Here is a 22,921-nt window from a genome sequence, read left to right as displayed (position 1 = left end):
GAACCCCGGCACATCGATCGGCGGGCCTCAATGCACCGGGTTCCACCCGTCGCCGCCCGCGAGGTAGTGCTGCGCCGTGTACGTCGCGGCCTGGGCCGCCGTCAGCTGTGGCCGGTCCGTTCCGGTACCCGCGCCCGGCCCCGTGTTGCGGTACTCGGCGAACCGGGCGTCCTTCCACGAGAAGCCGGACATGTCCGTCCACGGCGTGGGCTTGATCGCAACGGCCAGCACCGTCTCGCGGACGACCACCTGCGCGATCGCGTCGACGTCCCCGCCGGGGTGCCACGGCCGGCCCAGGTAGAAGGTGGCGCCGGCCGCCGGGCTGAGCACCTTGCTGCCGACGATCAGGAACCCGTACGCGGTGGTCCGCCGGGTGCTCGCCGCCGTCAGGTAGCCGTTGGGGTTCGAGCCTCGGTCGAGCGCGGTGATCGTCGCCCGGTCGAACACGGCGGTGGCGCGGCCGAAGAGGAAGTCGACGTCGCCGCTGATCGCGCACGCGCGGTAGTACTGACGTCCCGCTGTGCCGACCGCCGCGGTGTCGGCGTAGAGCGTGTCCTGGTGGCCGAGGAACGTGACGTTGTCGAAGACCATCCGGTCGCCGGTGGTCTTGACCGCGACCGCCTGGGTGGCGGTGATCTCCGGGTGGGCCTTGCGGTCGAAGGAGTTGCGGAAGGTCAGCGCGCTCGCCGTGAAGCCGTTCGCGGCGATGGTCGCGGTCGCGCTGCCGGTGGTGCCGTAGGTCGTGCCGTCGGGCTTCTTGGTCCCGCTCGCGTTGTCGTAGTCAACCACGACGTCGGCGGCCTTGCCGGTGGTGCCACGCAGGGTGATCCCGGTCTTCGCCGCGGGCACGGTGATCACCTCGCGGTAGGTCCCCGGCTTCACCGAGACCGTGCCGCCGGCCGGAACCGCGTCGATTCCGGCTTGGACGGTGCGGTAGTTCCCGGAGCCGTCCCCGGCCACGACGACGTTCGCCGCGGCCGACGGGCACAGGGTGGCCCCGGTGAGCACCGAGGCGAGGAACAGGGTCGTGAACATGACGCCTCCTGGGGGGTGCCGGACGGTGGACGGCACCCCCGGCCGGTCACTGGTAGGTGATGTTGGCGGTGGTGTAGAGGCAGTTCGTCGAGTCGGGCCCGCTGCCGGTCTTGGTCGGCTCGCCGCTGGTGACCCCCTGGTACTTCTGGCAGGGCTCGATCTTGCGGCTCGAGTCGCCGACGATGGTGATCCGGGTCAGCTTCGCGGTGTCGCCGTAGTTGGTGTTGATGCCGACCAGTGCCTTGCCGGGCACCGTGGCGGTGACGTTGTCCACGACGACGGTGCGCTTGTACTGCGTCTTGCAGTTGCCGCAGGAGCGGTACAGCTTGCCGAAGTCGTTGACCTGGAAGTTCCGGATGTACATCGTGCCGGGGCCGTTGTGCTGGAACACCTTGTCCGACGCCTTGCGCGCGCCGCCGCCGTCGATCGTCATGGTCTGCGACGCCGAGGTGCCCTTGAAGGTCGCGGCGTCCTCGCCGACGTCCTCCCACCAGACGTTGAGCAGCGTGCAGGTGCCGAGGCAGTGCACGCCGTCGGCGGCCGGGTTGCCGAGGACGACGTTCTTCAGGGTGGTGCCGTTGGCGAGCTCGAAGATCGGGCCCTGGTCCTCGTCCTGGCCGCCGGTGCCGAGGTCGCCGGTGCCGTAGAACCGCTTGAGGCCGCCGTCGTAGGTGCCGCTGGCGACCTTGATGGTCGCGCCGACCGCCTGACTGGCGGTGGGACTCGGCCACGAGGCGGCGCTCGCGGACGGGCCGGCGACGATCACGGTGGACACCGCGAGCGCGGCGACGACCGCGGCCCGGGAAATCGGGGACATGCTCATCACTCCTTGGGTCTTCCCTTGCGGAAAAGGGTCCTGGCGAGTGCTGAAAGCGCTTTCTCAGTCTCCGGTTCCCGGGTTCGGCGTGTCAATGTCACCGGCCGCCGGGATCACCCTGTCGCCCGGATGCCCGCCGTTTTCAGAAAACGGGACCGGCGCCGAGCAGCACCCGCGCGGGCACCGCCCACGTGGGATCGAGGTGGTCGACCAGCGTCGGCGTCCAGCCCACGTCCGGGCCCAGATCCGGATCGTCGGCCGCGTTGTACTCCGCCAGCAGATCCACCGGCCGGGGCAGCGCCGCACCGGAGGAAACCAGCGTCCCGGTCGCGTGCAGCACCGTGCCCTTCCAATAGTGGACCAGCGCACCCAGGGGAACCGGGGCCGGGATCCGGAAGAAGTTGTTCTCCGCGTAGATGCGCGACTCGACGCCCACCCCGAGCGAATACGTGTAGGCGGCCGGGTCCCGCACCAGGTAAAGGTTGTCGTAGACGTGCACCTGCCCGTACCGCACCCGCGGCGCGCGCTGCCCGATCTCCGAGAACAGGTTGTGGTGCACGGTGACGCGCAGCTTCCCGACGTCGTAGGTGGGCTTGTCGGTGTTGCCGATCAGCATCGTCTTGTCGTGGTCGTGCAGCCGGTTGTCCGACACCGTCACCAGGTCCGAGCCGTTCACGATGTCCAGCAGTCCGTCGTGGACCTCGTACTTGCGCCCGAAGTAGGTGGGCTGCGCGTCGTTCCCGCCGTCGCTGAACTCGTTGTGGTCGACCCAGACGTGCGTCACGCCGACCAGGTCCACGTTGTCGTACTCGGAGTTCCAGTTCCCGTCGGCGCCGTCGAGGGGGTCCCACTGCGGGAAGCAGTCGTGCGCGTCGGAGAACCGCAGGTTCCGCAGGATCACGTTGTCGCCGGTGACGCGCAGCGTCAGGCCGTGCAGAGTCGCGCCGAGCCCGTAGATCGTCGTGTCCGGGCCGACGTCGAGCACCACCTGCGCCGCCTGGTTCGCCTGCGACCGGGCGCGGGCCTCCTCCAACGGTCCGGAAGGCTCGACCTTCCCCCAGGTCGCCGGGTCGTACGCCGCCAGGTACGCGGGCAGGCTGTAGCCGGGATCGGCGAAGTCGGCACAGGTCCGCGGCCGGTCACCGGCGTCCACGTTGCCCTCGATCGTGCCGCGGACGTAGACGATCTTCGGCGCGCCCGGATGCGATGCCAGCGCCGCCACCAGCTCCGAGCGCTTCGACACCGTGTGGACGTCGCCGGGTGCGGCGGCCGCTCCCCCGGTCGTCCCCGCGCCCCAGCCGTCGTGCGCGCCGGCCACGACGCGGCCCGGGTCGTGGCCGTGGGCTTCCGCCGGCCCGGCGGTGAGGGTGAGTCCGAGCAGGGCGAGGCACCCCGCGAAGGCCTTCCAGCGCATGTCGGCTCCTTCTACTCGGCCGCCCGGGCCGCGAGCTCGGCCAGCCGGGCGGGCTCCGGATCGCCGTCGAGGACGACGACGTGGTGGGTCAGCGTCAGCTCCTCCCCCGGTGCGAGCAGCCGCGGCCGGTGGTAGGTCGCGGCGAAGCTGACGACCGGGAACGGCTCGGCCCGCACGTACCAGGCCGTGGGAAAACCGGGGTTCGCCGGGCTGTCGGCGAACAGCAGCGTCGACGTCCGGAGGCTCTCGTCGTGCCGGCCGGTGAACGCGAGCCACGGGGCGCGGTGCCCCATCGCGCTTTCGGCTGAGCGGCCGTCGGACGTGCGGACCGTGCCGCCGACGAACGAGCGCGGCCCGCGCCAGAACAGCCCGCCGTAGCCGGCCGTCTCGCGGCCTTCGGTCACCGGGCTGCCCCAGCGCAGCTCCCGGCCGCTGGTGTTGCGCAGCCGGCTCGTCCACGTGAGGGTCCAGCGGTCCGCCGAGACGTCGCCGAAGCGCAGCGTGCGGTGCTCGGTCAGCCACCGCCGGCCCGCCGCGGTGCGCCAGGCCAGCTCGTGCCGCAGCTCGCAGGACCCCGCCGCGGTCACGATGCTCTCCCAGCGGACGTGCCGGACGCTGCCGTTGTTGTCGAGCGGCGTGTACCCGCGGCCGCGCACGTACGTCCGGCCGCCCCAGAAGTTTTCCCCCGAGAGGTGGGCCATGGTGAACTGCAGGCCGTTGTGCCAGGTGTGGTCGTGCGGCCGGACCGCGGTCACGGTCTCGCCGGCGGTGGTGCGCAGCGGGTGCAGGTACGGCTTCGGCGAGTCTCCGGCCGGCGTCGGCGGCGCCACGACGTACTCCGCCAGGACGAGGTCGCCGACGTGGACGCGCATCCGGCCGTCGTCTTCGGCCAGCGCCAGCGTCCCGTCGCCCACGGCCGCCCGGCTCACCCCGGTTCCCCGATTTCGCCGAGCAGGTCGTCGACCGGCACCGGCAGGCCGGTGGCCAGGGACCGGTTGGCCGCCAGCCCGGTGAGCAGCGCCTGCAGGCCGGATTCGTGGTCGGCGGCGCAGCCGAGCGGGTCCGGGCCGGCGTCGCCGAGCAGCTCGGCGAGCATCCGCTCGTCCCCGCCGCCGTGGCCTTCGCCGAGGACCTCGTCGAGCACGACCTCCGGCGGTTCCCAGTGCCGTTGCACGGTCAGCCGGGCGCGTCCGGGCTCGGCTTTCGGCTCGGCACCGGACGGGTACTCGTTCTCCCGGACCTCCAGCTCGAGCCGCCCCGAGCTGCCCGAAAACGCGACGCGGTAGCCCTCCCGCGGCGAATACGCGTGCAGGTGGTAGTTCAGGACCACCCCGCCGCGGTGCCGGACGAGCACCGAAACGTCGTCCTCGATCGTGACGCCGGGTGCGAACACGTCCTGGTTCCTGACGTAGCCGTCTTCCCGCTCCGCGTCGAGGTAGAGCGCGCGCAGCAGGGGCGAGGCCTCGAGGTCCAGCGCGAAACGGTCGTCGGGGGCGGTGGGCCGGCGGCCGTTCCGCTCGCCGTAGAAGAACAGCCTGCCGAACGCGAAGACCGTCTCGGGACCGCTGCCGAGCCACCAGTTGACCAGATCGAAGTGGTGGCCGGACTTGTGCACGAGCAGGCCGCCGGAGTTCGCCTTGTCGCGGTGCCAGCGCCGGAAGTAGTCGGCGCCGTGCGCGGTGTCGAGCAGCCAGCTGAACTCGACCGAGCCGATCTCCCCGATCGTGCCCGCGGCCAGCAGCTCGCGCACGCGCCGGTGCACCGGGTTGTACCGGTAGTTGAACGCGACCCGCACCGAGCGCCCCGTCTCCCGGCGGGCCGTGAGGATGCGCCGCGCGCCGTCGACGTCGGTCGTCATGGGCTTTTCGGTGACGACGTCGCAGCCGGCGTGCAGCGCGGCGACGACGTAGTCCGCGTGCGTGTGGTCCGGCGTGCACACCACGACGACGTCGATGTGCTCCTTTTCCAGCATGGCCGCGAAGTCCGCCGGCCGGTAACCCGGCACCGACGCGCCGATCCATCCTTTGTGGACGCGCATGCGGGTTTCGCTGGGGTCGCAGAAGGCCGCGAGCTCGGCTCGCGGCGAGCCGGCCAGTGCGCGGGCGAACAGCCGGGCGCGGGACCCCAGGCCGACGATCGCGTAGCGGCGCGTCACCATCACGTCTCCTCTCGGGCGAGGGTCCAGGGCAGGGCGAGCTCGGAGAAGAGCGCGAGCCGTTCGGCCGCCACGTCGACGGCCCGGTCGACACCCGGCACGACGAACCGGCGCTCCGGCCCGGTGCCGACCGCCCGGGCCCCGGGCAGCCGCCGCGGCTCGGGCGCGTCGCGGACCGTCTCGACCAGTGCGGTGAACGCGCGGGTGGCGGCCAGCGGAGCGAGCAGGGGCACGCCGTCGCGGACGTGCTCGACGAGGTTCGCCAGCAGGTCTTCCGGCGGGCCGACCGGCACCGGCTCGCCGCCGATGAGGACGACGTCGGTCTTGTAGTGCCACCGGATCCGGCCCTCGGTGCCGTGGATCAGCACGTAGGGCTCGTGGTCGGCTTCGGCGGCGAGCGTCGCGGCCGCGACGACGTCCGGCGCGCCGGCGAAGCACAGGCGGGCGCACGCCGTGTCGTCCGACTCGATGTCGCGGGCGCGGTACAGCTCGACGGTCGCGCGCTCGGGCCGGGCGCCGGCCGTGCCGTTGAGCAGCAAGGCGGTCGCGACGGCGTGGGCGAACGGGTTCGTCAGCGCGCCGTCCACGACCGCTCGCCCCTCGAGCCGGCGACGGCCCGCCCAGGCGGAGCGCGTGAAGTAGCGGTCACGCCGGATCCACGCTCCCGCGGCGGCGACCCCGGTGACCGCCCCGATCGCGCCCCGGGCCAGCGCGGCCCGGATCACCGGCACGGCGGGCGAGCCGAAGCTCTGGAACCCGACCTGGCAGGCCCGGCCGCGGGCCCGCTCGGTCAGCTCGTCGAACGCCGTCAGGTCGAGCACCGGCGGCTTCTCCACGAGCACGTGGCAGCCCGCGGCGAGCGCGAGGCGGGCCAGTGGCAGGTGCGTGTGCGGTGGGGTGGCCACCACGGCGATGTCGGCCGGCACGCGAGCCAGCAGCTCAGCCGGGTCGCGGGTGAACACCGGCACCAGCTCGCCGGCCCCGTCCGGCGGCTCCCGGACGTCGCACGCGCCGGCCAGGACGATCTCGCCCCGGTCGTGCAGCGCCCGGGCGCGGCGCAGGTGCGTGCGCGCGTAGCCGGCCGTGCCGAAAACGACGACTCTCGGGATCATCGGGGCCCGCCGGTCGCCACCGCGGCCAGGGCCAGCGGCCCGGCCACCAGCAGGGCGAGGATCGGCAGCATCCAGACGAGCACCACCGCGAGGCCGGCCGCCCCGGCCAGGAGCAGGGCGTTCCCCGGCGCCGCCGCGGTCTCGCGGGCCGCCGTCGCGACCGCCCGCCGCCAGGACAGCGACTCGGTCGCGACCACCTCGCACGTCCGCAGCGCGACGACGGCGACCGCGGCGGCCAGGACCCACAACGCGGGCCCGAGCACCCCCGCGCCCGGCATCGAGCGCACGACTTCGAGGTCCACCGCGAAGAGCACCCCAGCGACGAGGCAACCGAGGGCGAAGAGCAACCCACCCCGGGCGGCGTGGCGGAAGTCGGCCCAGAACGTCGTCCACAGTGGACTTCCGATGCCGTGCCGCGTCCGGTCCAGGGTGCGGCAGCCCGCCGCGAACGCCGGGGCCGCCGTCACCGCCGGCACCGAGGCGAGGGCGACGAGCAGGCCCGTCAGCAGGCAGTCCGAGAAGTCGCCGAGCCCGGTTCGCCACTGCGTCTTCGTCTTCGCGGTGCGCATCGCCGTCACCCCTTCAGGCCGCTGGTGCTGACGCCTTCGACCAGCAGGCGCTGGAAGGCGAGGAAGAAGAGCACGATCGGGACGAGCGCGAGCGCCGACATGGCGAACATCGCGCCGAAGTTCGACTCGCTGCTGGTGTCGACGAACAGCCGCAGGCCCAGCGGCACGGTGAACTTCTCCGTGTCGTTCAGGTAGACCATCTGCGTGAAGAAGTCGTTCCACGTCCAGATGAACGTGAAGATCGACGTCGTGACCAGCGCCGGTTTCGACAGCGGCAGCACGACGTGCCAGAAGGTCCGGTAGACCGAGCAGCCGTCGATGGTCGCGGCCTCGTCCAGCTCGCGCGGGATCCCGCGCATGAACTGGACGATCAGGAACACGAAGAACGCCTCGGTGGCCAGCAGCTTCGGCAGGACCAGCGGGACGAACGTGTTGACCAGGCCGGCCTGCTGGAAGATCACGTACTGCGGGATGAGCGTGACGTGGTAGGGCAGCATCAGCGTCGTGATCATGAACGCGAACAGCGCGCCGCGGAACCGGAACTTCAAGCGCGCGAAGGCGAACGCGGCCAGCGAACACGACAGCACGTTCGCGGCCACCGACAGGCCGGCGACGAGGAACGAGTTGAGGAAGAAGCGGCCGAACCCGACGTCCGCCGCGCCTTCCCAGCCCTTCGAATACCCGTCGAAGACGAACCGCGTCGGCAGCAGCGCCAGCCGCGAGAGGATCTCGTCCGGCGGCTTGACCGACGCGAACGCCAGCCACACCAGCGGGTACAGCACCACGGCGACGATCACCAGGCACAGCACGTGCCACCCGGCCGAGCGGGCCGAACGCGGGAGCACGGTCATGAGCGCTCCCCGGCGTCGTCGTAGAACACCCACAGCTTCGCGGTGCGGAACACGATCGCCGTGACGATCGCGATCACCGCCAGCAGGACCCACGCCATCGCGGACGCGTAGCCCATGCGGAAGTCCTGGAAGCCGACCTCGAACAGGTAGAGCGTGTAGAACAGGTCCGCGTCGGCCGGACCGCCGCGGCCGCCGCCGATGACGAACGCCGGGGTGAACGCCTGGAACGCGTGGATGGCCTCCATCACCAGGTTGAAGAAGATCACCGGCGACAGCATCGGCAGCGTGATGTGCCGGAACCGGCGGAACGCGCCGGCGCCGTCGATCGCGGCCGCTTCGTGCAGCTCGGCCGGGATCTGCTTGAGCCCGGCCAAGAAGATCACCATCGGCGCGCCGAACTGCCAGACCCCGAGCAGCACGATCGAGGCGAGGCTGAACTGGGGGTCGTCGACCCAGCTCGGCGTGTGCCAGCCGACAGAGGCCAGTACCTCGTTCACCGGGCCGCCGCCCATGAACAGCGCCCGCCACACCAGCGCCGCCGCGACGCTCGCGCCCAGCAGCGACGGCGCGTAGAACGCGGCCCGGTAGAAGCCGCCTCCGCCGCGGCGCGTGTTGAGCAGCATGGCCACCAGCAGCGACACGGCGAGCTTCAGCGGCACCGAGACCAGGACGTAGATGAGCGTCACCTTCACCGACTGCAGGTAGCGGTCGTCGTCGGTGAACATGTGCGCGAAGTTCCCGAAGCCGACCCACTTCGGCGAGGTGAAGAGGTCGTAGTCGGTGAAGGACAGGTAGAGCGAGACGACCATCGGGCCGACGGTCAGCGCCACCGCGCCGAGCAGCCAGGGCGTCAGGAACGCGAAGGCCTCCGGCTGGCTCTTGCGGCGGCGCCCGGCCGGCCGGTCCCGCCTCCGGACCCCCGCGGCCGCCTCCGGGGCGATCGGCGGGTCCGGGGTGCGCACGGTCGTCATCGGCTACTTGAGTCCCTTCTCGGCTTCGGACATGAACCGGCTGACGGCGTCGTCGAGGCTCATCCGCCCGAACGCGACCTCCTCGTAGGTGCGCTGGAGGAGCTTCTGGATCGCGCCCGCGCCCTTGGGCGGCACCGGCGGCGCGGCACCGAGCTTCGGCTCGAGGGCGGCTTCGTAGTCGTAGAGCGTCTTGTCGGCACCCTTCGCGGACGGCGCGAGCTGGGCGCGGACCTTGAGGTTCGGCGCGAGCCCGCGGTCGGTGCCGACGATCTTGCCCACCTCGGGGTCGTTGACCAGGAAGTCGACGAGCTTCGCCGCCGCGTCCTGCTGCTGGCTGCGCGCGGAGACCGACAGGAACATCGACGGCCGGCGGTACTGCCCGGTGTCCCCGTTCGCGGCGGTCGGGTACGGCGCCACGTTCAGCGGCTTGCCGTTCGCCTTCTGGTACGCGGGCAGGAGGTTGTCGTAGGCGAACTCGGAGCTGGTCAGCTTCCTGCCGAGCGGCGACTGTTCGGGCGAGGTGTTGTACGACGCCGTGACGTCGGCCGGGGACGCGCCCTCGGCGTCGCGGAACCGGCCCGCGAGCTGCCAGTACCGGCGCAGGTCGTCGGCGGCGAAGCCGAGCTTGCCCTCCGGCGTGTAGAACTGCTTGCTCTGCTGGCGCAGCCAGATCTCCAGCGTCGTGTCGAGGATGCCGAAGTCGGTCGTGCCGCGCGCGCTCCCGGCGCCGCTCACCTTCTGGGTCGCGTCGGCGAACTGGTCCCAGGTCAGGCCCTTCGCCGGGTCCGCGCCCGCCGCGGTGAAGGCCGCCGGGTCGTAGAGCATGGCCGGCGTGTTCTGCGCCCACGGCACCGCGTACCGCTTGCCCTGGTAGACGCCGGTGGCCGCCAGCTCGGGGTTGATGTCGGCGAGCGAGATCGCCTTGCCGGTCCCCTGGTTGAGGTCGGCCAGGACGCCGCGGCCGCCGTACTCGGCCAGGTAGCGCGTGTCGACGTTGAGGACGTCCGGCGGCTTGCCGCCCGCCGTCTGGGTCGCGAGCTTCTCCCAGTAGGCCGCGTACGCCGAGAACGACGTCTGCACCTTGATCTTCGGGTTCTTCTGCTGGAACAGCTCGACGGCCTTCTTGGTCAGGTTCGCCCGGCCTTCGCTGCCCCACCAGACGAACGTGATCGTCACGTCCCCGCCGTCGCCGCCGGAGCCCGAGCCGCACGCGGCGACCCCGGTCAGCAGCAGCGGGACCACCGCGGCCAGCGCGACGAGCGTTCGCCGCTCTCTTGTCCGACGCATCGAGCTCTCCGTTCTCAGCCGGTCAGCACTTTCTGAAAACGCTGTCAGCGCGCTCACGGTAGGCAAGGCGCGCGAGCGGTGTCAACGGTCAAAGCAGGGCAATAACCCTTGTGCACCAATGCTTCCGTCGATTTCCGGGCAGCGCGAGAAAGCGCTTTCAGCACACCGCCTCCGAAGTGGGCTGTCAGCGCGAGCAGCACCGGGGAGGCCTACCCGGTGTGTTGCGCGCCCCGGCGGACGGCGCTCGCCCACGGGACGCCGATCTCGGAGAACAGCGCCAGCCGGTCCGCGGCCACGGCGACCTCCTCGCCGATCCCCCGGACCACCGGGTGCCGGCTCGCCCCTTCACCCGCCGTGCGGATCCAGCCCGCCGGGATCCGGGCCGGCGACGGCGCGTCCCGCACCGCCTCGACCACCGACGCGAACGCGCGGGTGGCCGGCAGCGGCGCGAGCAGCGGGACCCCGGCCGGGTCGAGCCGGTGGGCCACCAGGTTCCGCAGCAGGTCCACCGGTTCGCCGAGGTGGACCCGTTCGTCGTCGAGCTCCAGCCGGTGGCTCTTGTACCAGAACTTCGCCCGTCCCTTCGTGCCGTGCACCACCACGTAGGGCTCGTGGTCCTGCTCGGCGCACAGCGACGCGGCGACGACGATCTCGGGACCGCGGTCGAAGCGGATGCGCAGGCACGCCGTGTCGTCGGCTTCGATGTCGCGCGTGCCGTACAGCTCCAGGGCGATCTCCGCCGGATCGCGCCCGCCGACCCCGCCGACGAGCAGCGCGGTGGCCACCGCGTGGGAGAACGGGTTGGTCAGCGCGCCGTCGACCACGGCTTCGCCGTCCAGCCACCGGCGGCCCGCCCAGGGGTTGCGGCGGTAGTAGGCGTCGGTGCGGATCCACGCCCCGGCCGCGCCGACGCCCGCCACCTCGCCGAGCTTCCCCGCCGCGATCGCCGCCCGCAGCACCGGCAGCGCCGGGGAGCCGAAGCTCTGGAACCCCGTCTGGCAGGCCGAGCCGTTCTCCGCGGCCAGCCGGGACAGGGTCCGGAACCCGGCCAGGTCGAGCACCGGCGGGGTTTCCAGGAGCAGGTCGCCGCCCGCCCGCAGCACCGCGCCGCCGACGCGGACGTGCGCGTGCGGCGGGGTCGCGACCACGGTGATGTCGGGACAGCAGCGGCGGAGCAGGTCGTCGACCCCGACGTGCGCCGTGGCGCCCTCGGGCAGCAAGGCGATCGCGGCGGCCGACGGCACCCGGACGTCGGCCATGCCGGCGAACCGGACCAGGCCCTCGTCGTGCAGGATGCGCGCGCGGTGCAGGTAGCTGAACGCGTAGCCGGACGTGCCGACCACGGCCAGCCTCGGCGGGTCCGCGACGGTGCGGCGCCTGCTCCCCGACATGGGTCTCCGATCGGCGCGACCGGCTCCGGCCGCGCGGGAACTGACGAATGGGCAGTTCGGGAGAAACTTCCGGTGGTCACGGTAGGGCGTTCGCGACAAGTGTGTCAATGTTCGGGACCCTGTTTCGAATTCGTCGAAGGCCGGATACTCCGAACGGCGGGCGCCGGTTCGAGTAAGCGCTTACTCGAACCGGCCGCACGGTCGGCCGCCGGTCAGATCCGGCCGACGCCCGCACCCGCCGTCACGGTGGTCTTGACCGTCGAAGTCGGCTCCAGCGTGAAGGAATACGGTGCGTTCGTCATGCTGCCGGTACGCGTGATCTTGTTCGTGCACCCGCCGAAGGAGTTGCCCGACTCGTTGAGGTAGCCGTCGACATCGCTGTCACCGGTCGTTTCCAGGCACACCTTGGTGGATTCGAAGACGTTGTTCTGGGCGAGGAACTGCGCGTTCATCCGCGAATGCACGGCGGAATCGGTGACCGCGTGGAAATAGTTGTCGTAGGCGTGCCCGGTGCCGAACCGCAGGCTGGGCAGCCGCGAGTTGACGTTCTCGAACCAGTTGTGACTGTAGGTCACGTGCAGCTTGCCGGTGTCCTCGCTCGCGTTGTTGTCGCTGTGCCCGACGAGGGAGACCTTGTAGTGGTCGTGGAACTTGTTCCACGACACGGTGATCCCGTCGGCCGCGTGGCTGATGTCGAGCAGGCCGTCGTAGTAGTCCTTGCCGTGGTCGAGATCGGACGACAGGTCGTTGTGGTCGACCCACACGCGGGTGGCGCCGCGCTGGATCTGGATCGCGTCGGTGCCGACGGCCTTGGCGATGGCCAGGTTGCGGATGATCACGTTCGACGACTTGTCCACGGCCAGCCCGCCGCCGGTGAAGCCGGAACCGGACCCCACGCCGAGGATCGTCTTGTTCGACCCGATCTTCACCAGCGTCTTGCTCGCCAGGGCGATCTTGCCGCTCACCCGGACCGTCCGGGCCGTGGTGCCCGTCACCGCGTCGGCGAACGCCGACGCCGTCGTCACGGTGACGGTCTCGCCGCCCGCGCCGCCGGTCGTGCCGGCACCGAAGCCGACGGGGGAACTTTCGTAGGCGGCGTGCGCCACTCCGGTGGGAACGATCGCCGCGGCGAAGGCGGCCGTGGCGAAAACGCGCAGGCAGAACCGGGCTTTCCTGGTCATCAGGCACCTCTGAGGGGGTGGGGACCCGCGCCCCGGGGAACGGGGAACACGGCGGAGACTCCGTTCTACGATTTGCAGCAAAACCCGGTCAACGATTTTCAGGGTTTTCACCGGAAGCCCAGCCGAATGGCCCTGCGGGGGCCGGATCCTCGCTGCCGCAAGGCGATCCGTTGTTGACAACGCTGCCGGGCGTTTCCATGATGTTGCGCAGAGCCTGCCGAGGAGTAGCCGTGAGCGTGACCATTCACGACGTCGCCCGCCGGGCCAACGTGTCGATCTCGACCGTGTCGCGCGCGTTCACGTCCCCGGACCTGGTCCGGCACCAGACCCGCAGCCGGGTGCTGGCCGCGGCGAGCGAGCTCGGGTACCACGCCGTCGGCGCTCCGCAGCCCGTCGTCCGCACCGGGCACATCGGCATCGTGGTGTCGGACCTGGGCAACCCGTTCTTCACCGGCGTGCTCGACGGCGTCCAGGCCCGCGCGCGCCAGGACGACGTCGCCGTGCTGTTCGCGAGCAGCGACCAGGACCCGGCGACCGAGCAGAACCTGGTGCGCCGGATGGCCCGGCAGGTCGACGGCGTCGTGCTGGGCAGCCCGAGCATGACCGACGACCAGCTGCGCGCGCTCGCCGCGCAGACGACCCTGGTGCTGCTCAACCGCGAGGTGCCGGGGATCCCGTCGATCGTGATGGACGCGGCCGACGGGATGCGGCAGGCGATCGAGCACCTGGCCGCGCTGGGCCACCGCCGCTGCGCGTACCTCGGCGGCCCCCGCACGTCGTGGGCCAACCGCGCGCGCCGGGCGGGCCTGGCGGAGGCGGCCGAGCGCCACGGCACGGAGGTCGTCGAGTTCGGCCCGTTCCCGCCGGTGTTCGAGGGCGGGCTGCAGGGTGCGGACCTGGCGCTGGCCGCGGACGTGACGGCGATCGTGGCTTACAACGACCTGGTGGCGTTCGGTGCACTCGCACGGCTCAACGCCCGCGGCGTGCCGGTGCCGGACGAGATCAGCCTGGTCGGCTTCGACGACCTCGTCTTCGCGGCGATCTCGGCCCCGCCGCTGACGACGATCGCGATGCCGACGGAGGCGGCGGGCCGGGCCGCGGTGACGATCCTGCTGGACCTGCTCGACGGCGCCGCCGACGAGCACACGGCGCAGGTGCTGGACACGTACCTGATCGTCCGCGCGACCACGGCCCCGCCGGCGTAGACCCTAGGGCCTGTCCTCAAAGCTGGTGCGGTGATCTGCTTTGATCTTCGGCTGTCGTGCTGGGCATGAACTGACCGATGAGCAGTGGCAGGTCATCCAGCCGTTGCTGCCGGTATCGGGGGCGAAGGGTCGTCCGCGGGTGGATGACCGGCGGGTGATCAACGGGATGTTGTTCAAGGCCAAGACCGGGGTGGCGTGGCGGGACCTCCCCGAACGCTACGGGCCATGGAAGACGGTCTACAACTGGTTCTGGCGCTGGTCACGCACCGGCACCCTGTCCACATTGGTGGCACAGGTGAAGGTGCTGGCCGAGGCGATCGACGAACTCGACAGCACGCCGCCGGTACTCGCCGTGTTCCGGCGTCTCACACAGGATCGCTACCCGCTTCGACAAGACCGCCATCTCCTACCGAGGCATGATCGATCTGGCCACAGTGCTCATCTGGCTTTGAGGACAGGCCCTAACCGCCGAAGACGTGGCGGTCCAGGAACGGGTTGCGGAACTTGCCGCCCGGGTCCAGTTCCGTGGCCAGCGTGCGGAAATCATCGATTCGCGGGTACGGCCCGGCCGTGTGGAAGAGCTTGCCCCAGTGCGGCCGGGCACCGAACGCCGCCAGGCGCTCCTCCAGCACCGGGAGCACCGCCTCCACCTCCGGCTGCCGCGGCTGCCACGTGAAGTGCAGCGCCACGCGGTCACCGCCGTGGCACGGGCTCAGCCACAGCTCGTCCGCCGCGATCGCGCGGATCTCCGACACCAGCAGCACCGGCGCCAGCAGCGCGCCGATCTCGCGGACCGCCCGCACCGCCGCCACCGCGTCCCGGTACGGCACGAAGTACTCCGACTGCAGCTCGTCCCCCACGCTCGGGGTGAACGCCAGCGCGAAGTGAGGCAGCCGCTCGTGCCACGGGCCCGGGCCCCCTTGCTGCGGCGTGCAGTTGCCGGCCGCGATGCCCGCCGCGTGCGCCGGGTGGCGGGGCCCGTCGGCCGGGACCGCGCCGAACAGGTCCGTCCGCGCGGTGAACGCGTCCACGCGGCTCTTGAGCCACACCTGGTCGATCGTGTCGTTCACCCAGTTCGTGAACAGGCTGACGCTGTAGGCGGCGTCCTCGATCTCGTCGAAGTGCCGGTAAGCGGCGTCCCACGGCAGGCCGTCGAAGACGTCCTGCCGCACGTCGAACGCGGGCTCGACGTCCAGCGTGATCCGCGTGACGACGCCCAGAGCGCCGAGGCCGACGACCAGCCCCGGGAACTCGGCGTGGGCGCGGGTGAACGTCCGCAGCTCGCCGTTCGCGGTGACCAGCTCGACCGCCGACACGGCCGAGGCGAGGCCCGGCTGCCGTCGCCCGGAGCCGTGGGTGCCGGTCGCGACGCTGCCGGCCACCGTGATGTGCGGGAGCGACGCGAGGTTCGGCAGCGCGAACCCCGCCGCGTGCAGCTGTTCGGCGAAGTCGCCGTAGCGGGCGGACCCGCCGACCGTCACCGTCCCGTCGCCGATCTCCACCGGGACGTCGAGCGCGCGCAGGTCCAGCAGGACACCGCCGGGGGTGTCCGCGATGTCGTTGAAGCAGTGCCGGCTGCCCAGCGCCTTGACCCGCGACGCCGCCGCGACGGCTTCCCGCACCTCGTCGACCGTGCGTGGAGTCAGCACCGAGTCCGCGCCGTAGGCGTGGTTGCCGGCCCAGTTCTGCTCGCCCAATGTCCCTCCACGGTGCCGGATCCTCACCGCCGACCCTACGCGGCCGCGTCCCGCCAGAAGCCGCGCATCCACTCCGGGGGCACCGGGTTGTCTTCGCCGACCTGGGTCAGCAGCACGGCGACCGTGCCGGTGGCGGGCACGACGTGGGCGGTGGTGCCGGTGCCGCCGACCCAGCCGTAGCGGCCCGGGACGGTCCACGGCTCGACGGCGGCGATGTCCACCGCGCCGCCCATCCCCCAGCCTTGGCCCTCCAGGAAGAGCGCGCCGGTCTCGCGGTGCGCGGCGGTGGTGTGGTCGGTGGTCATCAACCGGACGGACTCGGGGCTGAGCACGCGCCCGCCGTCCGGTGCCGCGCCGGAAGCGAGGAGCATCCGGCCGAAGGCCACCCAGTCGCCCGCCGTCCCGGCCAGGCCGCCGCTGCCCAGCGGCAGGGCCGGCATCATGCTCCACTGGCCGTCCGGGGCGTCGGCGAGCACCAGCCCGTCCGGGGTCTTCTTGTAGAAGGCCGTGAACCGGTCCCGCCGGTCCGGCCCGACGGCGAACCCGGTGTCGGCCATGCCCAGCGGCGTGAAGATCCGCTCCCCGAGGAACTCCGGCAGCGACCGGCCGGACGCGCGGGCGACGAGCACGCCCTGGATCGTCGAGCACGTGTCGTACAGCCAGGCCTCGCCCGGCTGGAAGGCGAGCGGCACCTCGGCCAGCCGTGCGAGCCAGACGTCCGCCGGCGGGAAGCTCTGCACCTCCCGGCCGTCGCCCTGGACGGGGAAGAGCGCCTGCACCGCCGGGAGCGTGAAGTCGGCGGCGAACCCCCAGCCCGCCTGGCCGGTGAGGACGTCGAAGACGGTGATCGGCCGTTTCGCCGGGACGACGTCGTCGACCGGGCGCGCCGGGGTGCGCACCACCTTCGGGTCCGCCAGCTCCGGCAGCCACCGGCCGATCGGGTCGTCGAGGGCCAGCCGGCCGTCGTCCACCAGCGCCAGGACCGCCGCGGCGGTGACCGGCTTGGTGATCGAGGCGAAGCGGAAGAGCGTGTCTTCGGCCATCGGCCTGCTGCCCTCGACGTCCACCGAGCCGACCGTCACGACCTCGGGGCGCCCGGCCCGGTCCACGATGGCCACCGCGCCGGGCAGCGTGCCTTCGTCGACGTGGCGGTGCAGGTTCTCGCGCAGGCTCATGGCTTCCGACGGTAGTCAGCGGGCCGGGATGATCGCCTGGTGGGCCCCGCCGAGGCCGTGCGGGCTGAGCAGCCGGCCCATCCGCTTCGGCATCCGCAGCGTGATCGCGCGGTCGAGGACACGGGTGCCGGGCGCCGCGGCCGCGAGCCGCGTCTCGTAGCCCGTGCAGCCGGCCGGCTCCCGCAGCCACGCCGACACCACCAGGTTGCCCTCCCCCACCACCGCGGCGCAGAGCCGCGTCTCCGGCAGCTGCGCGATCGCCGTCCCGGCGCGGTCCAGGTCGCCGGCGGCGACGTCGAGGCGGTAGCCCGCGATCACCGGCCAGCCCGCCGGGACGTGCGCGAGGTCGCAGCGGAAGTCGAGCTCGTGGTTGCGCAGCATCCGCGCCAGGGTCCGGCGCACCGCCGACTCGCTCATCCGGCAGTCGCGGGCCAGTTCGGCGTAGCTGCGCCGGCCGTCCTCGCCGAGGGACTCGACCAGCGCCCGCAGGTCCCGGTCGTCCCACTGCTGCGGGACGACCAGCCGGGCCTGCACCGCCGTCTCGTCGAGCACCGCGCGTTGCTCCGGGGCCAGCGCGTTCACCAGCCAGCCGCTGCCCTCGCGGTAGACGCGCGTGGCCACGGCGAACCGGACCTCGCGCACCCCGGGCAGGGCGCCGAGGCGGCCGGTGACCAGGCCGTCGAGCGCGTCGAGGTCGCGGGCGGCCAGGGAAAGGAACAGCGAGAACCGGCTGGTCGTGCGCTCGACGCTGAACACCGACGGCCAGCCGCACAGCTCCCGGGTCAGCTCGGTCAGCGCGTCCGGGCGGCAGGCCAGGTCGACGTAGCCGACGGTGGTCGTCGGGGCCGTCGCGTACGCGGTCAGCCAGGCCAGCCCGGCCGCCTGCAGGCGGTCCCAGCGGCGCGCGGCCGTCGTCGCGTCGGTGCCGACGGCCGCGGCGATCCGCGTCCACGGCGCCCGCGGGTCGCGCTGCAGCGCCTCGACCAGCGCGAGGTCCGGACCACTCGGCCGCGCCGGTTCCGGCGGGGCGGCCGGGGAAACGGGCATGGCGCATTCTGGCCTGATCATGATCACCTGCCAAGGGGCCGCCGGACGCACCGGCGGCCCCGCTGCGCTTACCGGCGTCGCAGGCGCGGCGCGCCGACCGCACCGGCCACCAGCACGAGGACGCCGCCGAGCACGAACGGCAGCACCGGCGTGTCCCCGGGGTCCGCGGCGGGCACCGCGCGCTCGCGGCCGCCGTAGCCGCCGCCCGCGCCGTCGCGGTCGTAGGCCGAGCCCGGCAGCTTGTCCGCGTACCGCTGGTGCAGGGCCGCGCGGTAGTCGCGCACGGTCAGCTTCGTGCCGGCGGCCAGGCCGGTGACCGAGCCGTCCAGCACCGTCACGGAGTCGCCGTGCACCGCGTACCAGGCGTTGACCTGCGGTTCGTGCAGGAGATAGCCGCCGGCCGCCGCCTCGCCGTACTTCCGCTCGTAGTCCCCGGAAGCGACGTTGACGACGGTCCAGGCCGCGCCCCGCCGCTCGGCCCAGACGGTCGCCGTGGTGCCGTCACCGGTCCGCGCCGGGACCGCGACGTAGGCGAGCGCGGCCGGGACGTCCGAGGCTCCGGCGACGAACGCCGCCGTCGGCTCGTAGACCGCGACCTGGGTGCGCGGGTCGGCGTTCGCCGCCTGCGCCACCGGTGCCGGGTGGGCACCGGGGAACTTCGTCGTCGCGAGCCGGTCGAGGGTCGACTGGCCGCCGGTGACCTGGCCGATCGCGGCGGTGTCGGCCGCGGTCGGGGTGCCGGCCGGTCCGGTGGCCGCGCCGGCCGCACCGGCGGTGGTGAGCATCGCGGCACCGGCCAGCACGGCCGCGCCCATCGCCTTCTTCAGCACGCTCATCCCTCGATCCCGTACAGCGTGTGCGTCCACTGGAACTGCGTGTTGGAGCGGTAGGTGTCGTAGTTCATGGAGTTGTAGCGGCTGTTGTTCGGCCACGGGTCGCCGTACTCGACGCGGGTCGCACCGCTCGCGTTGTCGTACCCGTAGAGGACGTGCATGTGGCCGCCACCGGAGCGCCAGCCGATGCGGGTGCCGATCGGCTGTCCCGCGTCGATCTGGTTCTTGATGGTGGCGAAGGAAAGGACCTGCCCGTTCGAGTTGTAGGACCCGACGTTCGAGAAACCGAGCGAACGGAACACGCGTTGCTGGTCGGACAGGTAGCCCTGGTTGTTGGCGCAGTCGCTGCCGGATTCGTTGTGGGCGATCTGGCAGAACCGCGTCTGGGAAAGCGAATATCCCCAGTAGTCGGCGATCGTGTTCCCGCTGGCGTCCCAGCACCACTGGTCCTTCTGCTGGGCCTGCATGGTGATGCCGAGGTCGGTCCGCGCGGCGGCCGCGGTCGCGGGCGCCTGCAGCGCGACGACGGCGGCCACGGCGGCCGAAACCGCGGCGAGTCCACGCAGGACTCCTGATGTGGTTTTCACGAAGTGGTCCTCCACTCGGTGACGATTCGACGTGGTGGCAGGGAATACTCCGCGCACGACCGGTGAACCGGTACCTACTAAGGGAGGATCACGTTGGGAGAGAACGGTTTTGGCGGATCCCGGCATTTCCCGGGTGCCGGATTCCGGCATCGGCTCCGGCCCGCCGGGTGGATTCCGGCGGGCCGGAGCGGCGGGGTCAGCCGACTGTCGTCGTGCCGAGGGTGGCGTCCTGGTCCGGCGGGTCGAGCGTGAGGTCGACGTCGAACTCGCCGAGGCCGCTGTCGGTGACGACGTGGGTGGTCGCCGCGGAGTCGACGCTGCTGGTCGCTTCGCCCGCCGGGGTGCCGGCCGGGACGGTGAAGTCGACCTGGCCCTGCGCGGTGAACTTCAGGGTGCCTTCCGCGGGGACGGGCGTCTCCGGGATCGGCAGCTCGATCGGGATAGCCACGGACTGGCCGCCGATCGCGACGTCGACCTTGGAGGCGATGGTGCCGGAGATCTCGGTGGCCCCGACGAGGCGCAGGCCGTCACCGGCGGCCTGACCGGCGTCGACGTCGAGGCTGAACGGCACCGAGACCGGCGTGCCGGCGGTCGCGGTGGCGGGGATGTCCGCCTTGACGACCACGGTGACCTGCTGGTCGCCGATCAGCGGGAAGCCGCCCCGGTAGGTCAGCGATTTCTCGGCCGCCGCGGCCGGTCCCGCGGAAAGCACGGCGACCGCGCCCGCGAGCAGCGTGGCGAGCCCGATTCCCAGGAAGCGCTTTTTCCGCAGAAGGGTTTCCGTCATCTCCGGTCCTTTCGTCGTCGAACGGCCTTTCGGATGCTAGGGGGAAACTTCCCAACCGGCCAATGCGCTTTTCCGTGGGCCCGGAATTTGTCACGCGCCTTTGCGTGGCGCGCATTGTTTTTTGTGAGGTGCGCTTTCCCGCGTGACAGTTTCCGGCTCGCGGGCACTCACGTGCGTCAACAGCCGCCCGACGGCAGCGCGTCAGGCCGTGTCACCCGCGATCCGCCGGACGGCCCACGACGAAAGTCGTGTTTTGGATCAACCGACTATCGGCGGGTTACGGAGATTCACCCACAGCAGTGACGGTAGGCGTGTCCTCCACCACACGTCACCGCGAGACCCCGGTCCGCGGCGGGAGGTTGATCCTCAAGTGCGCAAACGTATCGCGCGAACCGGCGTAGTCGTCACCGGTGTCCTGCTCTCGGCACTCGCGGCCGCGGCGCCGTCCCTGGCCGCTCAGCCGGCCATCATCGACGGCAGCGATGCCGGCTCGCTCCACTCGGCGGCCCGGATGTTCGCCGGCGGCCAGGAGATCTGCTCGGCGACGATCATCGCGCCCGACTGGATCCTCACCGCCCGCCACTGCACCCAGGGTGCCGACGGCAAGCCGATCAGCTTCCACGTCGGCGACCTGGACCAGACGAAGGGCACCACCGTCAACGCCACCTCCGTGCACGAGGCGCCGGACTCGGACATCGCGCTGGTCCAGATCGACCAGCAGGTGCAGACCGAGTACGCGCCACTGGGCAGCGAGGGTGATGTGAAGGTGGGCGACCAGGCCGAGGTCTACGGCTGGGGCGCGACCTGCACCGACAAGCCCGAGATCGAGTGCCAGTCGCAGCTGCTGAAGGTCGCGAAGGTCAGCGTCAGCTCGATCGACTGCCCGGACGGCGCGGCGGGCGTCTCCGTGTGCGCGAACCGCGGCGACGGCATCACGGCGGGCGGCGACTCCGGCGGCCCGATGTACGCAGGAGGCAAGCAGGTCGGCGTGGCGTCGACGAGCGACCGCCAGTCGTACACGGCCTACATCAACATCACGAAGTACCGGGACTGGATCTCCGCCACCGCGGGCGTCTGAGCGAGCGGCCCCCGGGAAACCGGGGGCTTGCTTCGGCGGCAAGAGTGAGTGTACGGTCACTCACATGACCAAGCGCGGAGCCACCCTCTCCACCTCGGACGCCCGGCGGGACGTCGTCGTCGACGCGGCCATCGCCGAGTTCGCCCGGGGCGGGTACCACAGCACGCCGATCAGCGCCGTGGCCGCGCGGGCCGACATCTCCCCCGCGTACGTCTTCAAGTTGTTCCCCGGCAAGGTTTCCCTCTTCGTCGCCGCGATCGACCGGTGCTTCGAGCTCGTCGCGCACGCTCTCTCCAACGGCGCCGCCCGCGCCGGCGGTGACGACCCCGGCCGGATCCTCTACGAGATGGGCGGCGCCTACGCCGAGCTCATCGCCGACCGGAACCTGCTCATGCTGCAGGTGCACGCCCAGTCGGCCGCCGACACGCCCGAGATCGCCGACGCCCTGCGGCGCGGCTTGGCGAAGGTCACCGAACTCGCCCTCGAGCGCTCGGGCGCCGACGGCGAGCAGGTCCAGCGCTTCATCGCCTACGGCCAGCTCTGCCACCTCATCGCCACCCTCGACCTCGACGACCGCGCCGGCGACTGGGCCGCCGTGCTCGCCGCCGGCATCCGCCACCCCGGCAAGAACTGAACCCGACCCCGCCGTCCCCTTTTTCGCGCCCATTGAGTGATTGACCAGTCACTCACACCTCGGAAGGAACCCACCATGACCACCACCACCACCGAAATCGTCCTCCCCGGCCTCGTCGAGCCGGACGGCCTGCGCGTCGAGCACCGCGAGCTGCCGCGGCCCGGGGCCGGCGAGGCCCTCGTGGGCGTCGAGGCGAGCGGGGTCTCGTTCGCCGAGCAGCAGATGCGCCGCGGGAAGTACTACGACCAGCCGCCGTTCCCGTTCGTGCCCGGGTACGACGTCGTCGGCACGGTGCTCGAAGCCGAAGACCCGGCCCTCGTCGGGCGCCGCGTGGCCGCCATGACCAAGATCGGCGGCTGGAGCAGCCACCTCGTCGTCCCGGCCGCCGACCTCGTGCCGGTCCCCGACGGGCTGGACGCGGCCGAGGCCGAGACGTTCGTGGTCAACGGCATCACGGCGTGGCAGATGCTGCACCGGAAGGCGCGGGTGCGGGCCGGCGGCACGATCCTCGTCCACGGCGCGAGCGGCGGCGTCGGCACCACGCTCGTCCAGCTCGCCCGGGCGGCCGGGATCAAGGTGATCGGGACCGCCTCGGCCCGGAACCTGGACGCCGTGACCGCGCTCGGCGCGACCGCCCTCGACTACCGCGGCGACGTCCCGGCCCGGGTCCGCGAGCTGGCACCCGGCGGGGTCGACGCCGTCTTCGACCACATCGGCGGCCCCGGCATCGTCGACTCGTTCCGCCTGCTGGCCCCCGGCGGCACCCTGGTCGCCTACGGCAGCGTGTCCACGGTGAACACCGGCGGCAGCGCGAAGCCCGCCGTGCTGAAGCTGGTCGCGCGGCTGCTGTGGTGGAACGCGCTCCCCAACCGCCGCCGGACGCACTTCTACAACGTCTGGGGCGGCAAGCGGAACCTCACCCGCTTCCGCGCGCGCCTCGCCGAGGACCTGACGGCCGTCTTCGCCCTGGCGGCGAAGGGGCAGCTCAAGGCTCAGGTGGCGGCGCGGATCCCGCTCGAGGACGCGGCGAAGGCGTTGACCCTGGCCGAATCCGGGACCGTCACCGGCAAGGTCGTGCTCGTCCCCTGAACACAC

Annotated in this window: 22 protein-coding genes and 1 pseudogene; 5 read left to right on the top strand and 18 right to left on the bottom strand. The window is 72.0% G+C overall.

Going from position 1 to position 22,921, the window contains the following annotated elements; translation table 11 throughout:
* Positions 1-27 precede the first annotated feature (27 nt).
* The 12 genes from ABZ342_RS16805 to ABZ342_RS16750 form a co-directional block, all read right to left on the bottom strand.
* Positions 28-1,035 (bottom strand): pectinesterase family protein, encoded by a 1,008-nt coding sequence (locus ABZ342_RS16805; RefSeq protein ID WP_360473643.1) that lies wholly within the window; start codon positions 1,033-1,035, stop codon positions 28-30.
* Positions 1,036-1,081: 46 nt separating this feature from the next.
* The gene (locus ABZ342_RS16800; protein ID WP_360473641.1) at positions 1,082-1,852 is read right to left on the bottom strand and encodes a pectate lyase; all 771 of its coding nucleotides are present in this window, start codon (positions 1,850-1,852) and stop codon (positions 1,082-1,084) included.
* A gap of 142 nt (positions 1,853-1,994) precedes the next feature.
* Positions 1,995-3,266, bottom strand: coding sequence for a pectate lyase (locus ABZ342_RS16795; protein WP_360473639.1), 1,272 nt, complete (start codon positions 3,264-3,266; stop codon positions 1,995-1,997).
* 11 nt (positions 3,267-3,277) lie between these two features.
* On the bottom strand, positions 3,278-4,195 hold the full coding sequence (locus ABZ342_RS16790; RefSeq protein WP_360473637.1) for a PmoA family protein: 918 nt from the start codon (positions 4,193-4,195) through the stop codon (positions 3,278-3,280).
* Positions 4,192-5,424, bottom strand: coding sequence for a Gfo/Idh/MocA family oxidoreductase (locus ABZ342_RS16785; RefSeq protein ID WP_360473635.1), 1,233 nt, complete (start codon positions 5,422-5,424; stop codon positions 4,192-4,194). The genes ABZ342_RS16790 and ABZ342_RS16785 overlap by 4 nt, the downstream gene beginning before the upstream one ends.
* Entirely contained in the window at positions 5,424-6,533 is a 1,110-nt protein-coding gene (locus ABZ342_RS16780) for a Gfo/Idh/MocA family oxidoreductase (RefSeq protein WP_360473633.1), read from the bottom strand. The genes ABZ342_RS16785 and ABZ342_RS16780 overlap by 1 nt, the downstream gene beginning before the upstream one ends.
* Positions 6,530-7,102: a hypothetical protein gene (locus tag ABZ342_RS16775; RefSeq protein WP_360473631.1), complete on the bottom strand. Its 573-nt coding sequence runs from the start codon at positions 7,100-7,102 to the stop codon at positions 6,530-6,532. The genes ABZ342_RS16780 and ABZ342_RS16775 overlap by 4 nt, the downstream gene beginning before the upstream one ends.
* A 5-nt stretch (positions 7,103-7,107) precedes the next feature.
* Positions 7,108-7,953, bottom strand: a complete 846-nt coding sequence (locus ABZ342_RS16770; protein ID WP_360473629.1) for a carbohydrate ABC transporter permease — start codon at positions 7,951-7,953, stop codon at positions 7,108-7,110.
* Positions 7,950-8,924 carry a sugar ABC transporter permease gene (locus ABZ342_RS16765; RefSeq protein WP_360473627.1) on the bottom strand — a complete coding sequence of 325 codons (975 nt, stop codon included), beginning with the start codon at positions 8,922-8,924 and terminating at the stop codon, positions 7,950-7,952. Before ABZ342_RS16765 ends, ABZ342_RS16770 begins: the two co-directional genes overlap by 4 nt.
* Positions 8,925-8,927: 3 nt before the next feature.
* Positions 8,928-10,211, bottom strand: a complete 1,284-nt coding sequence (locus tag ABZ342_RS16760; RefSeq protein ID WP_360473625.1) for an extracellular solute-binding protein — start codon at positions 10,209-10,211, stop codon at positions 8,928-8,930.
* 209 nt (positions 10,212-10,420) lie between these two features.
* On the bottom strand, positions 10,421-11,602 hold the full coding sequence (locus ABZ342_RS16755) for a Gfo/Idh/MocA family oxidoreductase (RefSeq protein WP_155543758.1): 1,182 nt from the start codon (positions 11,600-11,602) through the stop codon (positions 10,421-10,423).
* A 212-nt stretch (positions 11,603-11,814) separates the two neighbouring features.
* Positions 11,815-12,783 (bottom strand): pectate lyase, encoded by a 969-nt coding sequence (locus tag ABZ342_RS16750; protein WP_360473623.1) that lies wholly within the window; start codon positions 12,781-12,783, stop codon positions 11,815-11,817.
* Between the two features lie 230 nt (positions 12,784-13,013).
* On the opposite strand from ABZ342_RS16750, the gene ABZ342_RS16745 reads away from it, so the two are divergent.
* Both ABZ342_RS16745 and ABZ342_RS16740 read left to right on the top strand, forming a co-directional pair.
* Complete coding sequence (locus ABZ342_RS16745; protein ID WP_360473621.1) at positions 13,014-13,988, top strand: LacI family DNA-binding transcriptional regulator; 975 nt, start codon at positions 13,014-13,016, stop codon at positions 13,986-13,988.
* Between the two features lie 40 nt (positions 13,989-14,028).
* A pseudogene (locus ABZ342_RS16740) lies at positions 14,029-14,262 on the top strand (transposase); the annotation flags it as partial.
* Between the two features lie 187 nt (positions 14,263-14,449).
* Here ABZ342_RS16740 and ABZ342_RS16735 read toward each other — a convergent pair.
* The 6 genes from ABZ342_RS16735 to ABZ342_RS16710 all read right to left on the bottom strand — a co-directional run bounded on the left by ABZ342_RS16735 (position 14,450) and on the right by ABZ342_RS16710 (position 20,114).
* The gene (locus ABZ342_RS16735; RefSeq protein WP_360473619.1) at positions 14,450-15,685 is read right to left on the bottom strand and encodes an FAD-binding protein; all 1,236 of its coding nucleotides are present in this window, start codon (positions 15,683-15,685) and stop codon (positions 14,450-14,452) included.
* 35 nt (positions 15,686-15,720) lie between these two features.
* The gene (locus ABZ342_RS16730) at positions 15,721-16,860 is read right to left on the bottom strand and encodes a serine hydrolase domain-containing protein (protein WP_360473617.1); all 1,140 of its coding nucleotides are present in this window, start codon (positions 16,858-16,860) and stop codon (positions 15,721-15,723) included.
* 15 nt (positions 16,861-16,875) lie between these two features.
* On the bottom strand, positions 16,876-17,907 hold the full coding sequence (locus tag ABZ342_RS16725; protein WP_360473615.1) for an Lrp/AsnC family transcriptional regulator: 1,032 nt from the start codon (positions 17,905-17,907) through the stop codon (positions 16,876-16,878).
* A 68-nt stretch (positions 17,908-17,975) separates the two neighbouring features.
* On the bottom strand, positions 17,976-18,743 hold the full coding sequence (locus tag ABZ342_RS16720) for a hypothetical protein (RefSeq protein ID WP_360473613.1): 768 nt from the start codon (positions 18,741-18,743) through the stop codon (positions 17,976-17,978).
* Positions 18,740-19,327 (bottom strand): papain-like cysteine protease family protein, encoded by a 588-nt coding sequence (locus ABZ342_RS16715; protein WP_155543752.1) that lies wholly within the window; start codon positions 19,325-19,327, stop codon positions 18,740-18,742. The genes ABZ342_RS16720 and ABZ342_RS16715 overlap by 4 nt, the downstream gene beginning before the upstream one ends.
* Before the next feature lie 196 nt (positions 19,328-19,523).
* Entirely contained in the window at positions 19,524-20,114 is a 591-nt protein-coding gene (locus ABZ342_RS16710) for a DUF6801 domain-containing protein (protein WP_360473611.1), read from the bottom strand.
* Positions 20,115-20,484: 370 nt separating this feature from the next.
* On the opposite strand from ABZ342_RS16710, the gene ABZ342_RS16705 reads away from it, so the two are divergent.
* The 3 genes from ABZ342_RS16705 (at position 20,485) to ABZ342_RS16695 (ending at position 22,915) form a co-directional block, all read left to right on the top strand.
* A complete protein-coding gene (locus tag ABZ342_RS16705) occupies positions 20,485-21,192 on the top strand; it encodes a trypsin-like serine protease (protein WP_155543750.1) in 708 nt (235 codons plus the stop codon).
* Positions 21,193-21,256: 64 nt separating this feature from the next.
* Positions 21,257-21,826 (top strand): TetR/AcrR family transcriptional regulator, encoded by a 570-nt coding sequence (locus ABZ342_RS16700; RefSeq protein ID WP_155543749.1) that lies wholly within the window; start codon positions 21,257-21,259, stop codon positions 21,824-21,826.
* 75 nt (positions 21,827-21,901) lie between these two features.
* The gene (locus ABZ342_RS16695; protein ID WP_360473608.1) at positions 21,902-22,915 is read left to right on the top strand and encodes a medium chain dehydrogenase/reductase family protein; all 1,014 of its coding nucleotides are present in this window, start codon (positions 21,902-21,904) and stop codon (positions 22,913-22,915) included.
* Positions 22,916-22,921 lie beyond the last annotated feature (6 nt).

It is taken from the genome of Amycolatopsis sp. NPDC005961 (assembly GCF_040629235.1).
GTDB lineage: Bacteria > Actinomycetota > Actinomycetes > Mycobacteriales > Pseudonocardiaceae > Amycolatopsis > Amycolatopsis camponoti.
The sequence above is the reverse complement of the archived record's forward strand: the minus strand, read 5'-3'. Positions and strand labels throughout refer to the sequence as shown.

What these genes read in the sequence shown, in the direction of transcription:
- ABZ342_RS16780 (WP_360473633.1), bottom strand. Translation starts at nt 6,533, where the DNA reads ATGATCCCGAGAGTCGTCGTTTTCGGCACGGCCGGCTACGCGCGCACG.
- ABZ342_RS16795 (WP_360473639.1), bottom strand. Translation starts at nt 3,266, where the DNA reads ATGCGCTGGAAGGCCTTCGCGGGGTGCCTCGCCCTGCTCGGACTCACC.
- ABZ342_RS16750 (WP_360473623.1), bottom strand. Translation starts at nt 12,783, where the DNA reads ATGACCAGGAAAGCCCGGTTCTGCCTGCGCGTTTTCGCCACGGCCGCC.
- ABZ342_RS16805 (WP_360473643.1), bottom strand. Translation starts at nt 1,035, where the DNA reads ATGTTCACGACCCTGTTCCTCGCCTCGGTGCTCACCGGGGCCACCCTG.
- ABZ342_RS16765 (WP_360473627.1), bottom strand. Translation starts at nt 8,924, where the DNA reads ATGACGACCGTGCGCACCCCGGACCCGCCGATCGCCCCGGAGGCGGCC.
- ABZ342_RS16800 (WP_360473641.1), bottom strand. Translation starts at nt 1,852, where the DNA reads ATGTCCCCGATTTCCCGGGCCGCGGTCGTCGCCGCGCTCGCGGTGTCC.
- ABZ342_RS16775 (WP_360473631.1), bottom strand. Translation starts at nt 7,102, where the DNA reads ATGCGCACCGCGAAGACGAAGACGCAGTGGCGAACCGGGCTCGGCGAC.
- ABZ342_RS16700 (WP_155543749.1), top strand. Translation starts at nt 21,257, where the DNA reads ATGACCAAGCGCGGAGCCACCCTCTCCACCTCGGACGCCCGGCGGGAC.
- ABZ342_RS16710 (WP_360473611.1), bottom strand. Translation starts at nt 20,114, where the DNA reads ATGACGGAAACCCTTCTGCGGAAAAAGCGCTTCCTGGGAATCGGGCTC.
- ABZ342_RS16755 (WP_155543758.1), bottom strand. Translation starts at nt 11,602, where the DNA reads ATGTCGGGGAGCAGGCGCCGCACCGTCGCGGACCCGCCGAGGCTGGCC.
- ABZ342_RS16730 (WP_360473617.1), bottom strand. Translation starts at nt 16,860, where the DNA reads ATGAGCCTGCGCGAGAACCTGCACCGCCACGTCGACGAAGGCACGCTG.
- ABZ342_RS16720 (WP_360473613.1), bottom strand. Translation starts at nt 18,743, where the DNA reads ATGAGCGTGCTGAAGAAGGCGATGGGCGCGGCCGTGCTGGCCGGTGCC.
- ABZ342_RS16760 (WP_360473625.1), bottom strand. Translation starts at nt 10,211, where the DNA reads ATGCGTCGGACAAGAGAGCGGCGAACGCTCGTCGCGCTGGCCGCGGTG.
- ABZ342_RS16770 (WP_360473629.1), bottom strand. Translation starts at nt 7,953, where the DNA reads ATGACCGTGCTCCCGCGTTCGGCCCGCTCGGCCGGGTGGCACGTGCTG.
- ABZ342_RS16725 (WP_360473615.1), bottom strand. Translation starts at nt 17,907, where the DNA reads ATGCCCGTTTCCCCGGCCGCCCCGCCGGAACCGGCGCGGCCGAGTGGT.
- ABZ342_RS16695 (WP_360473608.1), top strand. Translation starts at nt 21,902, where the DNA reads ATGACCACCACCACCACCGAAATCGTCCTCCCCGGCCTCGTCGAGCCG.
- ABZ342_RS16785 (WP_360473635.1), bottom strand. Translation starts at nt 5,424, where the DNA reads ATGGTGACGCGCCGCTACGCGATCGTCGGCCTGGGGTCCCGCGCCCGG.